The organism is Rhizobium sp. Leaf262, assembly GCF_001422245.1.
Taxonomy (GTDB): domain Bacteria; phylum Pseudomonadota; class Alphaproteobacteria; order Rhizobiales; family Rhizobiaceae; genus Agrobacterium.
The window spans coordinates 147,298-160,827 of sequence record NZ_LMMM01000021.1 but is presented as its reverse complement, the minus strand read 5'-3'; the positions used below and the strand labels follow the sequence as shown (position 1 = coordinate 160,827).

Sequence of the window (13,530 nt, the reverse complement as noted above, 5' to 3'; positions counted from 1 at the left end):
GTTGGGTTCCGGTTATCAGGAATGTCTTTCAGCAGAAGTCGACAAGTGTTTCATTTCTTGCAGGGTATTCGCTTCTATGCACAATGTTTTTCAGTTTTTGGCTCTGTCTTATGAGGCAAAAACCGAGGAGCGGTTTCTTTCCGCTTTCCATGAGCTGATACGTCGCCTTGGTTTCAATTTCTACCGCGTGATGCAGAGGGATCCCGAGGATCTGACCTTCACGGGGACGGTTTTGGCGGAACATCTGCCTAGTGGCTGGAAGGAAGTCTACCACGCCAAGAAATACGGCAATCTCGACCCCGTCAAGCGGGCTCTCGGTCTTTTGCATCAACCGTTTCGCTGTCGTGACATGGTGAACCTTCTTCCGCAAGCCACACAACGCAAACGGGCGGCGAAACTATTTCAGGATGCAGCGCGATTCGGCCTTCGAGAGGGTTATGCTTTCCCTATCCATGGTCGCAGCGGACTTTTGGGCGGCGTTTTCATTCTGGGGGAGGGCCGACCCCTTTCCAATTCAGAACTGCTGATCGTCGACTCGGCCATGCGTGTGACGTTCTGGCGTCTTCTGGAGTTTTCCGACCAATCAAACGCCGTTCTGCAATTGCCGGATCTGGCAGAAACACAATTTACTCGGCGCGAACTGGATGTGTTGACCCTTTTGGCGCAGGGCCGCACATCGCCGGAAATTGGCAAGAGTCTTTCCATTTCCAGTCACACGGTCGACTGGTACATTAATGGAATACAGCGCAAGCTGGATGCGAGAAACCGCCAGCACGTGGTAGCGATTGCGCTGCGTCACGGCATAATTTCCTGAAACGTTTCCGGTACCCAAGAGTACGGACATTGCTAAAATTGGCCTTTCCAACCGCGGCAATTACTGCTTAATTTCGCGGTGCAGCAAATACATTTGCCTGCGAGGTTTGGGAGGCCGTCTTGAAAATATCGAAAATCCTTGTCGCCAATCGTTCGGAGATTGCGATCCGTGTGTTCCGTGCCGCCAATGAGCTTGGCATAAAAACGGTCGCGATCTGGGCAGAAGAAGACAAGCTTTCGCTGCACCGATTCAAGGCGGATGAGAGTTATCAGGTCGGTCGCGGCCCCCATCTGGCCAAGGATCTGGGGCCGATCGAGAGTTATTTGTCGATCGAGGAAGTGATCCGCGTTGCCAAGCTGTCGGGTGCGGATGCCATCCACCCCGGTTATGGCCTTCTGTCGGAAAGCCCTGAGTTCGTGGAGGCCTGCAACGAAGCGGGTCTCATCTTCATCGGACCGACCGCAGATACGATGCGCCGCCTCGGCAACAAGGTTGCCGCGCGCAATCTGGCAATTTCCGTCGGCGTGCCCGTCGTTCCCGCAACCGAACCGCTGCCTGATGATATGGCCGAGGTCGAGCGCATGGCCGAAGAGATCGGTTATCCCGTGATGCTCAAGGCTTCCTGGGGCGGCGGTGGCCGCGGCATGCGCGCCATCCGCAGACGAGAAGACCTTGCCCGCGAGGTGACGGAAGCCAAGCGCGAGGCGAAGGCAGCCTTCGGCAAGGATGAAGTCTATCTGGAAAAGCTGGTGGAACGTGCCCGCCATGTGGAAAGCCAGATTCTCGGCGATACCCACGGCAATGTCGTGCATCTGTTCGAGCGTGACTGCTCCATCCAGCGGCGTAACCAGAAGGTGGTCGAACGCGCGCCTGCGCCATATCTTTCCGAGGAACGCCGTCAGGAACTGGCCAATTATTCGCTGAAGATTGCCGGTGCCACCAATTATATCGGCGCTGGTACGGTCGAGTATCTGATGGATGCCGATACCGGCAAATTCTATTTCATTGAGGTCAATCCGCGCATTCAGGTGGAGCATACGGTGACCGAAGTGGTCACCGGCATCGATATCGTCAAGGCGCAGATCCATATTCTCGAGGGCGAAACCATCGGTACGCCGGAATCGGGCGTGCCAGCGCAAAAGGACATCCGTCTCAACGGCCATGCGCTTCAGTGCCGTATCACGACTGAGGACCCCGAGCACAACTTCATTCCCGATTATGGCCGCATCACCGCCTATCGTTCCGCTTCGGGCTTCGGCATCCGTCTGGATGGCGGCACGTCCTATTCGGGCGCGATCATCACCCGCTATTACGACCCGCTGCTGGTCAAGGTGACAGCCTGGGCTCCGCAGCCTGACGAAGCCATTGCCCGCATGCATCGTGCGCTGCGCGAATTCCGTATTCGTGGCGTGGCAACGAACCTGACCTTCCTGGAAGCCATCATCAGCCATCCGAGCTTTGTCGGAAACACCTACACCACGCGCTTCATCGATTCGACGCCTGAATTGTTCGAGCAGGTCAAGCGACAGGACCGCGCGAGCAAGCTTTTGACCTATCTGGCCGATGTGACGGTTAACGGCCATCCCGAAACCAAGGGTCGCGTGAAGCCTGCTGCCAATGCACCGGCACCCATCGTTCCCTATATCGACCAGCCGACACCTGACGGCACCAAGCAGCTTCTCGACAAGCTTGGTCCTAAGGGTTTTGCCGAGTGGATGCGCAACGAAAAGCGCGTTCTGGTGACCGATACGACCATGCGCGACGGACACCAGTCGCTGCTGGCAACCCGCGTCCGAACCCATGACATCGCTCGCGTTTCCAGCGTTTACGCCAAGGCCTTGCCGCAGCTTCTATCGCTGGAATGCTGGGGCGGTGCGACGTTTGACGTGTCCATGCGCTTCCTCACCGAAGACCCGTGGGAGCGTCTGGCGCTGGTGCGCGAAGGTGCGCCAAACCTGCTGCTGCAAATGCTGCTGCGTGGTGCCAACGGCGTCGGCTACAAGAATTATCCCGACAATGTCGTCAAATATTTCGTCCGTCAGGCGGCAAAGGGCGGGATCGATCTGTTCCGCGTTTTCGACTGCCTGAACTGGGTGGAGAATATGCGCGTGTCGATGGATGCGATTGCAGAAGAGAACAAGCTCTGCGAGGCGACCATCTGCTACACAGGCGATCTCTTGAATTCCGCTCGCCCGAAATACGATCTCAAATATTACACCAATCTGGCGGTCGAGCTGGAAAAGGCGGGCGCGCATATCATCGCCGTCAAGGATATGGCGGGGCTGTTGAAGCCTGCTGCCGCGCGGGTTCTGTTCAAGGCGCTGCGTGAGGCGACCAGCCTGCCGATCCATTTCCACACGCATGATACGTCCGGTATTTCCGCAGCGACCGTGCTTGCGGCAGTTGAGGCGGGTGTGGATGCCGTGGATGCGGCCATGGATGCGCTCTCGGGCAACACCTCGCAGCCATGCCTTGGCTCTATCGTCGAGGCGCTGAAAGGCACCGAACGCGACACCGGTCTCGATACGGAATGGATCCGTCGTATCTCCTTCTATTGGGAAGCGGTGCGCGGCCAATATGCGGCCTTTGAGAGCGATCTCAAGGGGCCGGCATCGGAAGTCTATCTGCACGAAATGCCCGGTGGTCAGTTCACCAATCTCAAGGAACAGGCCCGCTCGCTGGGTCTCGAAAGCCGCTGGCATGAGGTCGCGCAGACCTATGCGGACGTCAACCAGATGTTTGGCGATATCGTCAAAGTCACCCCGTCTTCCAAGGTGGTGGGCGATATGGCGCTGATGATGGTCTCTCAGGATCTGACGGTAGCGGATGTCGAAAACCCGGACAAGGAAGTCTCCTTCCCGGATTCGGTCGTCTCCATGCTGAAGGGCGATCTCGGCCAGTCGCCGGGCGGTTGGCCGGAGGCCTTGCAGAAGAAGGCGCTGAAGGGTGACAAGCCCTATACGGTTCGTCCCGGCTCGCTGCTGGAGGATGCCGATCTGGATGCGGAGCGCAAGGAGATCGAGACCAAGCTGGAGCGCCCGGTCGATGATTTCGAATTTGCGTCCTACCTGATGTATCCCAAGGTCTTCACCGATTTTGCGCTTGCGTCTGAGACCTATGGCCCGGTTTCGGTACTGCCGACGCCCGCCTATTTCTACGGCATGCAGGATGGCGAGGAACTGTTTGCCGATATCGAGCGCGGCAAGACGCTTGTCATCGTCAATCAGGCCTCATCCGGTATCGATGACAAGGGCATGGTTACGGTGTTCTTCGAGATCAACGGCCAGCCGCGCCGCATCAAGGTGCCGGATCGTGCGCATGGCGCATCCGGCTCTGCCGTACGTCGTAAGTCCGAACCCGGCAATGCCGCCCATGTGGGTGCGCCGATGCCGGGCGTCATCTCCCGCGTCTTCGTCAATCAGGGGCAGGATGTGAAGGCGGGCGACGTGCTGGTTTCCATTGAAGCCATGAAGATGGAAACGGCGCTTCATGCGGAGCGGGATGGCAAGGTGGTCGAAGTGCTGGTCAAGCCCGGCGACCAGATCGATGCCAAGGATTTGCTGATCGCCTATGGCGAGTGAGGCGATGCAATAGAAACGAAAAAGCCCACCGAAAGGTGGGCTTTTTTGTGCGGGTGGCGTCAGCCGCGTCTTCCCGATCATCCGTTCTGCGTCAGTGGCGAGATCAGCACTTCCACACGACGGTTCTGGGCACGGCCATCGGCTGTTGCGTTGGATGCAATCGGCTGCGATGGACCGAAGCCCATGGTGGAGATACGGCGCTGGTCTACGCCACCACGTTCGCCGAGATAGTTGGCGACGGATGCCGCACGGCGCTCGGACAGGCCCTGGTTATGGGCAAGGCTGCCAGTGGAGTCGGTGTGACCGTTGATGTCGATATAGGTCTTGTTGAACTTGTTCAGCACGATGGCGACCGAGTTCAGCGTCGGGTAGAACGGCGGAATGACCTGATCCTGATCCGTTGCGAAGGTGACGTTTGACGGCATGTTGAGAACGATGCTGTCGCCGCGACGGGTCACCGATACGCCGGTGCCCTGAAGCTGCTGGCGAAGTTCGGCTTCCTGATTGTCCATGTAACCGCCGATGGCGCCACCGGCCAGCGCGCCGATACCGGCACCGATCAAGGCATTGCGACCCTTGTTGCCGCCACCGATGGCCAGACCGCCGACCGCACCTGCCAGCGCACCGATGCCAGCGCCGCCCGCCATGTTGGAAACCTTCTGCTCACCGGTGTAAGGGTCGGTGGTGGTGCAGGCGGAAAGGTAGGTTGCGGCAAGCGCAAGAACGACAAACTTCTTGATCATGAATTCCAGTGCTCCGTGAGTTCACGTTACGTAAGACAGATGAATTTCGGCATTTTCAGGGTCGAAACCTACTCCGCCGCGTCCTTTCGGCCAAAACGCTTTTCGATGTAGTCGATGACCAGTGCCTCGAAATCCTTGGCGATGTCAGGACCGCGCAGCGTCAGCGCCTTTTCCCCATCGATGAAGACGGGAGCGGCCGGGTTTTCGCCGGTGCCGGGCAGTGAAATGCCGATATCGGCATGTTTGCTTTCGCCGGGGCCGTTGACGATGCAGCCCATGACGGCGACGTTGAGCGCTTCCACGCCCGGATATTTGTCGCGCCAGACCGGCATGTTCTTCCGGAGGTCGTTCTGGATGTTCTGCGCCAGTTCTTGAAACACAGTGGAGGTGGTGCGCCCGCAGCCGGGACAGGCTGCGACGACGGGAATGAACTGGCGGAGGCCCATGACCTGCAGGATTTCCTGCGCGACCTGCACCTCGCGGGTGCGGTCACCATTCGGCTCCGGTGTCAGCGATACGCGAATGGTATCGCCGATACCGTGTTGCAGCACGTAACCCATGGCCGCAGAGGAGGCGACGATGCCCTTCGAGCCCATGCCTGCTTCGGTAAGGCCGAGATGCAGGGCATGGTCGGAGCGCTCGGACAGCATGGAGTAGACGGCAATCAGGTCCTGCACCTGGCTGACTTTTGCCGACAGGATGATGCGGTTGCGCGGCAGGCCGATGTCTTCGGCAAGCTCTGCGGAAATTAAGGCGGACTGGACGATGGCCTCGCGGGTGACCTGACGGGCAGACAAGGGAAAACCTTCATCCTTGTTCTTGTCCATCAGGGTTGTCAGAAGCTCCTGATCGAGCGAGCCCCAGTTGACGCCGATTCGCACCGGCTTGTCGTAACGGATCGCCATTTCGACGATATCGCCGAACTGCTTGTCCTTCTTGTCCTTGAAACCGACATTGCCGGGATTGATGCGGTATTTGGCGAGTGCCTCGGCGCAGGCGGGATGATCTGCCAGCAGCTTGTGGCCGATATAATGGAAGTCGCCAACCAGCGGCACATTCAGGCCGAGACGCAGTAGGCGATCACGGATTTTCGGAACGGCAGCGGCACTTTCATCGCGGTCGACGGTGATGCGCACGATTTCGGACCCGGCGCGAAACAGGGCCGCCACCTGCTGCACGGTGGCATCGATGTCAGCCGTATCCGTATTGGTCATGGATTGCACCACGACCGGTGCGCCGCCGCCGACGATAACGCCACCGACATCGACAGCAACGGAGGCGCGGCGCGGCTTGGGATCAAAATCGGCGTGTGACGTCATGGTTTTCTCGGACAATTGCGGTGAAATCTACTCTTTCAGGTGGAACAAGGCGCGCGCCTTGTCAACATCGAAGCGATCAACTCCTACTTTACCGCAATCATGGCGAAATTCGAGACTGCGTGAAGCTGAGGCCTCAGAGTTTCGCAAATTTCGCCATCAATCGTGTGGCGGGCGTCCTTAATGGGCGCTTGCGCCATCCGCATGGCGCGCCAGTCTGGAAAGCGACAGCACCACCAGATGTAGCACGGGCAGGCCGATGAACACGGCGGCAAGGCCGGTATGTTCGGCAATGAAGCCGATGGCCGATGGTGCGACGAGAATACCGGAATAGCCCATGGTCGTGACCACGGACAGCGCGATGCCCGGCGCCATGCCCGGCATGTTGCCTGCCGCCGAAAAGGCAATCGGCACCATGTTGGAAATGCCGATCCCGGCAATGGCAAAGCCTGTAATGGCGATAAAGGCATTGGGTGCGAAACCAGCAATCAACAGACCGACGATGGATATGGTCGAGCAGAATTGCAGCGTACGGACGGCACCGAACCGGTCACGGACCAGATCGCCTGCAAAGCGCATGATGGCCATGGTGAGCGAGAAGGCCGCAAAGCCGAAGCCGGACAGGGTGATGGACGCGCCGAGCTCATTGCGCAGATAAAGCGCGCCCCAATCGAGAATGGCACCCTCCGGGATCATCGAAAACAGGGCCATGATGCCGATGATCCAGGGAAGCGGTGTCATCGGCAGGCCACCCTTGGGGCGTTCTTCTTCCGGGTGAGGGCGATCCACCTGCACCCGTGGCCATGCGACGGCAAGCAGGGCTGCGGCGATGATCGTGACGGCAATGGCGTGGCCGTAAATGCCGGTTTTGGTGATCAGCAGACCGCCAAGACCCGCCCCGATCAAGCCGCCCAGGCTCCAGAAGGCATGGCAGGACGACATGATGGCGCGGCGCATGCTGCGTTCCACCACGACGGCATTGGCATTCATGGCCACATCCATGGCCCCCGTCAGTCCGCCGAACAGAAAGACGGCGATGACGCCAGCCCAGAGCGAATTGGCGAGCGTGATCAAGAGCAGCGTCGGCACCATGATGAGAGCCACCGTCAGTGTGACGGTTCGCGAGCCAAGGCGACCGATCTGCGAACCGGCAATGGGCATGAAGGAGAGGGAGCCGAGGCCGTAGACAAGGATGACGAGGCCCAGCGTGCTTTCGCTGAGCGCAAAGCGCTTGGCGAATTCCGGGATCATCGGTGCCCAGGAGCCCATCATGAAACCGTTCATGAGAAACAGCAGCGCGACGCCAAGTCGCGATCTGGTCATATAGGGAAGGCGGGCGGTCGTTGGCGTTTGCGTGGCAGTTCCGGTCATCGCGACTGGTCCTTCGATCATTGCTTGATAGGGTTATGCGCCGGAATTCGATTCGGCCTGATGAATGGTGACACTGCTGGCGGCGAAGGCATCGATCATCGCGTGATCGGCATCTTCTTCGACAACCAGTGTCAGCGTTGCGGAAAGCGGTGAGACCTGAAACGGTGCCGTCGCTCCCAGCTTTTCGGAGGTGATGGCGGCCAGCGTTTTGCCGCTGGTCTCGCAGGCCAGCCGCTTGAACACGGCGTCCTCATAGATATCGGCGCAGAGACCTCGATCAACCGTCAGGCCACAGACGCCGACAATGCAGAGATCCGGCCGAATTTGCTCCAGCTGGCGAATCGCGGTCGTATCGATGGCCGCACCCACCGCCGGATCGACCCTGCCGCCGATCAGAATGAGCTCGACATCGATGTTCCCGGCAAGTTCTGCGGCGATGGCTGGCGTGTTGGTGATGACGGTGAGTTTAACACCCGGCACCAGATGTTTTGCAACGGCCAGATTGGTAGAGCCAGCATCGAGAAAGACTTTCATGCCTTCGTTCAAAAACGAGGCGGTTGTCTTGCCAAGTCTTGCCTTGCGATCCGGCATTTCGACGATGCGGGTTTTCAGCGGGACGGTGGTGCCGGACGCAAGTAAAGCGCCGCCATAGACCCGCTCACATTCACCCCGTGCCGCCATCTCCCGCAGATCGCGCCGCACCGTGTCTTCCGACACGTCAAAGGTTTGCGCAAGCTCCTGCGCCAGCACGCGGCCATGCTGCTGCAACTGCGCGTAAATGAGAGCCTGCCGCTCGCTGACGAAATGATCGGTTTTGGACATCGTGACTCAATCGGATAAAACGTGCATAAACATGCATAACCCGGTAAGAGAAGTTTCTCAAGCGAAATAAGCGAGGGGCGGTAACACGGACCCACGCTGGTTCGCGATTGAAACCTGAAGCGATGATGTCGTGGTCGCTTTAGCTCTTCCGCTCTGCGACGAAGCACGCCGTCTCGATGAGAATCTCTGCGCGGTCACCATAGGGTGCCAGCAGGTCCGTGGCTTCTTTCACCAGCTCGCGTAGACGGGTGGTTGCCCAGTCCGCACCGCGTAGGGCGACGAGGGTGCCTTTGCCGCGGGCGGCATCCTTGCCGGTGGCCTTGCCCATGGTGGCGGCGTCGGAGGTGAGGTCGAGGAGATCGTCGGCCAGCTGGAAGGCAAGGCCAATCTTTTCACCGAAATGGCGCAACCGCTGGCGTTCGGTGGCATCACGTCCAGCGATGATCGCACCGGCTTCGCAGGCAAAGCGGATGAGCGCGCCGGTTTTCATAGCCTGCAATGTAATGATACCGTTCTCATCAGGCGCATTCTTCTCGGCGGCCAGATCGAACGCTTGACCGCCTGCCATGCCGCCGATACCGGCGGCTTTTGCTAAGGCCAGCACGAGTGCGGCCTTGCGATCATCGGGCAGGCTGGTGTCGGTGGAGGCGATGATATCGAAGGCGAGCGTCAGCAGGCTGTCGCCTGCCAGAATGGCCGTGGCTTCATCGAATTTCTTGTGAACCGTGGGCTGGCCGCGGCGCAGGTCGTCATTGTCCATGGCGGGAAGGTCGTCATGAACAAGCGAATAGCAATGCAGACATTCCAGCGCTGCGCCGACATGCAGGGCGGCTTTCGCGTCGCCGCCCAAAAGTGCGGCTGTTTCGATGACGAGAAAGGGACGCAGCCGCTTGCCGCCGTTCAGAACGCCATGGCGCATGGCTTCCAGCAGGTTTTGCGGGCGGGTGATCTCGTCGGCGCGTGCATTGCCGGACAGGAGTTCGCCGAGCAAGGCTTCGGTTCTTGCCGCATTGTCGCGCAGCCGCATCTCGAATGTCATCTTGCCAGTTTCCTTACCCTATCAGGTGACGATTGGCTCTTTCGCATGGGGAAAAATGGCTGGCAATCGTTTTTGTGAGGACGATGTGGAACTTCGTTATCGTCAGTAGCCTTGATGCGTCATGCGGAATATGAAAGGCTTTGAGCAATAGCCAAGTGGGGGCAGGTTTTTTGAGCAGCACGCCGGATAGCGAGACGGATTATGAAGCGCTCGCCGAAAGCGGGAGTAAACCGAAGGTGGATGTTCGAAGCCTCATCAGACGCGTTTTGCTGGTCGTCATCGTCCTGCTGGCTCTGCCCTATCTGCTGATACCGGTCTATGCTCTGCCTTTCATGCGCCCGGTTTCCACTCTCATGCTGGCTGATCTGGTGACGTTTCAGGGCTATGATCGCCGCTGGGTGCCGCTTGAAAATATCTCTCCGCGCCTCGTTCAATCGGTGATGATGTCCGAAGACGGTCAGTTTTGTTCTCACTCAGGCGTGGATTGGGGCCAGATGCAGACGGTTGTCAGCAGCGCCCTGGACGGCGAGGCGACACGCGGTGCCAGCACCATTCCCATGCAGACGGCAAAAAACCTGTTTCTCTGGAATGGTCGTTCTTTCCTGCGGAAAGGGCTGGAATTGCCGCTGGCAGTGGTGTCCGATTTCGTCTGGTCGAAAAAGCGGATGATGGAGATTTATCTCAACGTAGCCGAATGGGGACCGGGCATCTATGGCATCGAGGCGGCGGCGCAATACCACTTCAAGGTTCCGGCTTCGAAGCTCAGTTCCAGACAGGCCGCACTTCTGGCGGTGGCGCTTCCAAACCCCATCGACCGCGTTGCCAGCAAACCGGGTCGGGGAATGCAGCGGCTGGCGGGGCTCATCGAACGACGAGCCCGTGGTTCCGGCGCCTATGTCGGCTGCGTGCTGAACTAAAATTCTCAGCTCTTCTTGAAGATGTAGTCCGTCTCCTGCCGCAACGTTTCGCCGGGGCGCAGAATGGCGTCGGGGAAGCCTTCTTGATTGACGGCGTCAGGCCATATCTGGGTTTCCAGGCAAAAGCCTGCGACGGGCCCGTAATGGCGGCCATCGAGGCCCGGTACGGCGACGTTGAGCTTGAAGGCCGAGTAGAACTGCACGCCCGGCTCTGTGGTGTGGACATCCATTGTGATGTTTGAGGCAGGGGCATAGACGCGCGCCACTTTGCGCTTTGCCACGCGCTGGGGCGAGAGGCAGAAATTGTGGTCGTAGCCGACCTGCTGGCCGTTTTCTTCGCGCCGCATCGGGGTGGACTTGCGCAGGTCGAAGACGGTGCCATCCACGGGGCGGATTTCGCCGGTCGGAATCTGTCGCTCGTCCGTTGGAAGATAGTGATCGGCAGCGATTTCGATTTCGTGGCCGAGTGCAGATTCGGCGCCATCCAGATTGAAATAGGAATGCTGGCAGACATTGGCGAGCGTCGGCTGATCGGTGGTCGTCTCATAAGCGACCGACAACACGCCACCCTCACGGATCGTATACGTTGCAGTGATTGCGCAATTGCCGGGATAACCGGCGCGGCCATCGGGATCGACGATCTGCAGCACGACATGGCTTGGGCCATGTTCCATGATCAGCCAGTTGCGTTTGCCGATATTGTCGCTGCCGCCGTGAAGGTGGGTAACGCCTTTTTCGTTCAGTTCCAGCTGATAGGCCTTGCCATCGATGGAGAACTTGCCACCGCCGATGCGATTGGCATTCCGGCCCGGTGTGGCACCGAAATAGGAGGAGTATTTCGGATAATCATCGAACTTGTCGAAGCCGAGAACGAGCGGCGGCTGGTGGCCTTCAAGGCGCAAATCCTGAATGACGGCACCCCAGGTCATGACATGTGCGGTCAAACCACCTGCGGAAATCGTTACGCGCTCGACCTTCTCGCCCGTAGACGTAAATCCGAAATTTTCCCGTGTACCGGCTTCGCTCATCGTGTCACTCTCCCAATCGATAAAACAGGGCCGGACGTTGCGTTATTTTCCAGCCCTTCGCAATGACCGAATTAGCCTCGGTCTTTTCCGATCTCATCCAGATCGTATGAGGTCGTCTGGTAGATCTCGTTGATCCAGTTGCCGAAAAACAGGTGGGCATGGCTGCGCCAGCGGTTCAGCGGTGTCAGTTCCGGGTCGTTATGCGGGAAATAATCATGCGGCAGCTTAATCGGCACGCCCGCATTGGCGTCACGGAAATATTCGTCGGACAGCGATGTGGAATCATATTCCACATGGTTGAACATATAGAGCCGCTTGCCCTGCGGTTCGTGCGCAAGGCACACGCCCATCTCTTCGGATTCCATCAGGATTTCCAGTTCCGGGTGCTGCTCGATGTCGGCGCGGCGCACCTCCGTCCAGCGGGACACGGGCACCTGAAAATCATCCGAGAAACCGTTGAGGTAAATTGACGAGGGGCTGAGATTGCGGTGGCGGTAAACGCCGAAGGCTTTTTCTTTCAGCGCATGTTTCGGCACGCCGTGGAAATGGTAGATGGCGGCCATCGCGCCCCAGCAGACATTCAGTGTCGAATGGACGTTGGTCTGCGTCCAGTCGAAAATCTTCTGCATTTCGTCCCAGTAGGTCACGTCTTCATAGGGCAGCGTTTCCACGGGTGCACCGGTGATGATGAAGCCATCGAACTTGCGGTGGCGCACCTCTTCCCATGTCTCGTAGAAGGACAGCAGATGCTCTTCCGGCGTGTTCTTGGCGCGGTGACCGCCGATGCGTATCAGCGACAGTTCCACCTGTAGCGGCGAGGCGCCGACAAGGCGCGCCATCTGGATTTCGGTCTTGATCTTGTTCGGCATGAGGTTGAGAAGCCCGATCTGAAGCGGGCGGATATCCTGCCGGATGGCCGCTGTTTCAGTCATGACCCGCACGCCCTCATTTACGAGGGTCTCAAAAGCGGGCAGCGTATCGGGAATCTTGATTGGCATTTCCACACTCACTTCCGGCGGTACCTAGGTCACCGCGAAACAAAAAAACCGGCGGCGAAATCGCAACCGGTCCTGGGAAATTGCCTGTTTCCTCGGTCCTTTAGCAATTTCTTTAAAGTGGCTGCAAGCCGACCGGCAAATGACCACTGGCAGGTGTCATAATCCTGTGCGGGCAGAAAATCAATATCGCCGTCTTATCCGGCGTTTCGGCCTTTCCATTCGCCACCGTTCCGGGCTATGGCAGGGGCATGACGACCACCCACTTCACCATTCTGCTCGGCGGCACCATTACCGTCACCGACCGCCTGCAAAAGGCGGTGGCGGAGACGCGCGTGATTGCGGCAGATAGCGGCATGCGCCATGCACAGCCGCTCGGTCTCACACCGGAATTGTGGGTGGGGGATTTCGACTCTTCCGACAAGGCCTTGCAGCAGCTTTGGCCCGGTGTCGAGCAGCAGCCCTTTCCCGCCGAAAAAGGCGTGACGGATGGAGAGATTGCGGTGACCGAGGCGCTGGCGCGCGGCGCAACGCGGCTGACGCTGGTCGGTGCGCTGGCGGGCGAGCGATCGGACCACGCGGTGTTTCATCTGCTCTATGCCGTCTCGCTTGCCGAGAGCGGTGTAGAGGTCGTGCTGACCTCCGGCGAGGAAGAGGCCTATCCGCTGCTGGAGGGTAAGCGCTCGCTTGATCTGCCAGCCGGATCGCTGTTTTCGGTGGCCGGTTTCACAGCGTTAGATGGTCTCGATATTGAAAATGCCCGCTATCCTCTGATCGATTTCGCGCTTGCTTTCGGCTCGTCGCGCACTATTTCCAACGTGGCGGAAGGGCCTTTGCGCCTTCGCCTCAAAAGCGGCAAAGCCATCGTGCTTGCCCGTCCTTACGATTTGACCGGAGCCTGAAC

11 protein-coding genes and 1 riboswitch are annotated in these 13,530 nt (G+C 58.8%); of the genes, 4 read left to right on the top strand and 7 right to left on the bottom strand.

From position 1 onward, the window contains the following. The first annotated feature begins 76 nt into the window (after positions 1 to 76). Together ASF29_RS22850 and pyc are read left to right on the top strand one after the other, a co-directional pair. Positions 77 to 814: a LuxR family transcriptional regulator gene (locus tag ASF29_RS22850; protein WP_062452971.1), complete on the top strand. Its 738-nt coding sequence runs from the start codon at positions 77 to 79 to the stop codon at positions 812 to 814. A 119-nt stretch (positions 815 to 933) separates the two neighbouring features. Next, a complete protein-coding gene (pyc, locus tag ASF29_RS22845) occupies positions 934 to 4,395 on the top strand; it encodes a pyruvate carboxylase (protein WP_062452970.1) in 3,462 nt (1,153 codons plus the stop codon). A gap of 77 nt (positions 4,396 to 4,472) precedes the next feature. On the opposite strand, the gene ASF29_RS22840 is transcribed toward pyc, so the two are convergent. From ASF29_RS22840 to ASF29_RS22820, 5 genes are all read right to left on the bottom strand, one after another. Further along, positions 4,473 to 5,138 carry an OmpA family protein gene (locus tag ASF29_RS22840; RefSeq protein ID WP_062452969.1) on the bottom strand — a complete coding sequence of 222 codons (666 nt, stop codon included), beginning with the start codon at positions 5,136 to 5,138 and terminating at the stop codon, positions 4,473 to 4,475. Between the two features lie 68 nt (positions 5,139 to 5,206). Continuing rightward, a complete protein-coding gene (gene ispG / locus ASF29_RS22835) occupies positions 5,207 to 6,457 on the bottom strand; it encodes a flavodoxin-dependent (E)-4-hydroxy-3-methylbut-2-enyl-diphosphate synthase (protein WP_062452968.1) in 1,251 nt (416 codons plus the stop codon). A 177-nt stretch (positions 6,458 to 6,634) separates the two neighbouring features. Continuing rightward, the gene (locus ASF29_RS22830; RefSeq protein ID WP_062453141.1) at positions 6,635 to 7,825 is read right to left on the bottom strand and encodes an MFS transporter; all 1,191 of its coding nucleotides are present in this window, start codon (positions 7,823 to 7,825) and stop codon (positions 6,635 to 6,637) included. A gap of 33 nt (positions 7,826 to 7,858) precedes the next feature. Next, positions 7,859 to 8,647, bottom strand: coding sequence for a DeoR/GlpR family DNA-binding transcription regulator (locus ASF29_RS22825; protein WP_062452967.1), 789 nt, complete (start codon positions 8,645 to 8,647; stop codon positions 7,859 to 7,861). A gap of 139 nt (positions 8,648 to 8,786) precedes the next feature. Continuing rightward, positions 8,787 to 9,686 (bottom strand): polyprenyl synthetase family protein, encoded by a 900-nt coding sequence (locus ASF29_RS22820; protein WP_062452966.1) that lies wholly within the window; start codon positions 9,684 to 9,686, stop codon positions 8,787 to 8,789. Positions 9,687 to 9,856: 170 nt separating this feature from the next. On the opposite strand from ASF29_RS22820, the gene mtgA reads away from it, so the two are divergent. Further along, positions 9,857 to 10,603: a monofunctional biosynthetic peptidoglycan transglycosylase gene (gene mtgA / locus ASF29_RS22815; protein ID WP_062452965.1), complete on the top strand. Its 747-nt coding sequence runs from the start codon at positions 9,857 to 9,859 to the stop codon at positions 10,601 to 10,603. Between the two features lie 5 nt (positions 10,604 to 10,608). On the opposite strand, the gene ASF29_RS22810 is transcribed toward mtgA, so the two are convergent. Together ASF29_RS22810 and metA are read right to left on the bottom strand one after the other, a co-directional pair. Beyond that, positions 10,609 to 11,631: an aldose epimerase family protein gene (locus ASF29_RS22810; protein ID WP_062452964.1), complete on the bottom strand. Its 1,023-nt coding sequence runs from the start codon at positions 11,629 to 11,631 to the stop codon at positions 10,609 to 10,611. Positions 11,632 to 11,702: 71 nt separating this feature from the next. Further along, entirely contained in the window at positions 11,703 to 12,629 is a 927-nt protein-coding gene (metA, locus tag ASF29_RS22805) for a homoserine O-succinyltransferase (RefSeq protein ID WP_062452963.1), read from the bottom strand. Between the two features lie 80 nt (positions 12,630 to 12,709). Then, positions 12,710 to 12,786, bottom strand: a riboswitch (SAM riboswitch). Between the two features lie 91 nt (positions 12,787 to 12,877). Between metA and ASF29_RS22800 the strand changes: the two genes are divergently transcribed. After that, positions 12,878 to 13,528: a thiamine diphosphokinase gene (locus tag ASF29_RS22800; RefSeq protein ID WP_062452962.1), complete on the top strand. Its 651-nt coding sequence runs from the start codon at positions 12,878 to 12,880 to the stop codon at positions 13,526 to 13,528. Positions 13,529 to 13,530 lie beyond the last annotated feature (2 nt).

Excerpts from the sequence above, each read along its gene's own strand:
- ASF29_RS22850 (WP_062452971.1), top strand. The coding sequence starts at position 77 with ATGCACAATGTTTTTCAGTTTTTGGCTCTGTCTTATGAGGCAAAAACC.
- ASF29_RS22840 (WP_062452969.1), bottom strand. The coding sequence starts at position 5,138 with ATGATCAAGAAGTTTGTCGTTCTTGCGCTTGCCGCAACCTACCTTTCC.
- ispG (WP_062452968.1), bottom strand. The coding sequence starts at position 6,457 with ATGACGTCACACGCCGATTTTGATCCCAAGCCGCGCCGCGCCTCCGTT.
- ASF29_RS22830 (WP_062453141.1), bottom strand. The coding sequence starts at position 7,825 with ATGACCGGAACTGCCACGCAAACGCCAACGACCGCCCGCCTTCCCTAT.
- ASF29_RS22825 (WP_062452967.1), bottom strand. The coding sequence starts at position 8,647 with ATGTCCAAAACCGATCATTTCGTCAGCGAGCGGCAGGCTCTCATTTAC.
- ASF29_RS22820 (WP_062452966.1), bottom strand. The coding sequence starts at position 9,686 with ATGACATTCGAGATGCGGCTGCGCGACAATGCGGCAAGAACCGAAGCC.
- ASF29_RS22810 (WP_062452964.1), bottom strand. The coding sequence starts at position 11,631 with ATGAGCGAAGCCGGTACACGGGAAAATTTCGGATTTACGTCTACGGGC.
- metA (WP_062452963.1), bottom strand. The coding sequence starts at position 12,629 with ATGCCAATCAAGATTCCCGATACGCTGCCCGCTTTTGAGACCCTCGTA.
- ASF29_RS22800 (WP_062452962.1), top strand. The coding sequence starts at position 12,878 with ATGACGACCACCCACTTCACCATTCTGCTCGGCGGCACCATTACCGTC.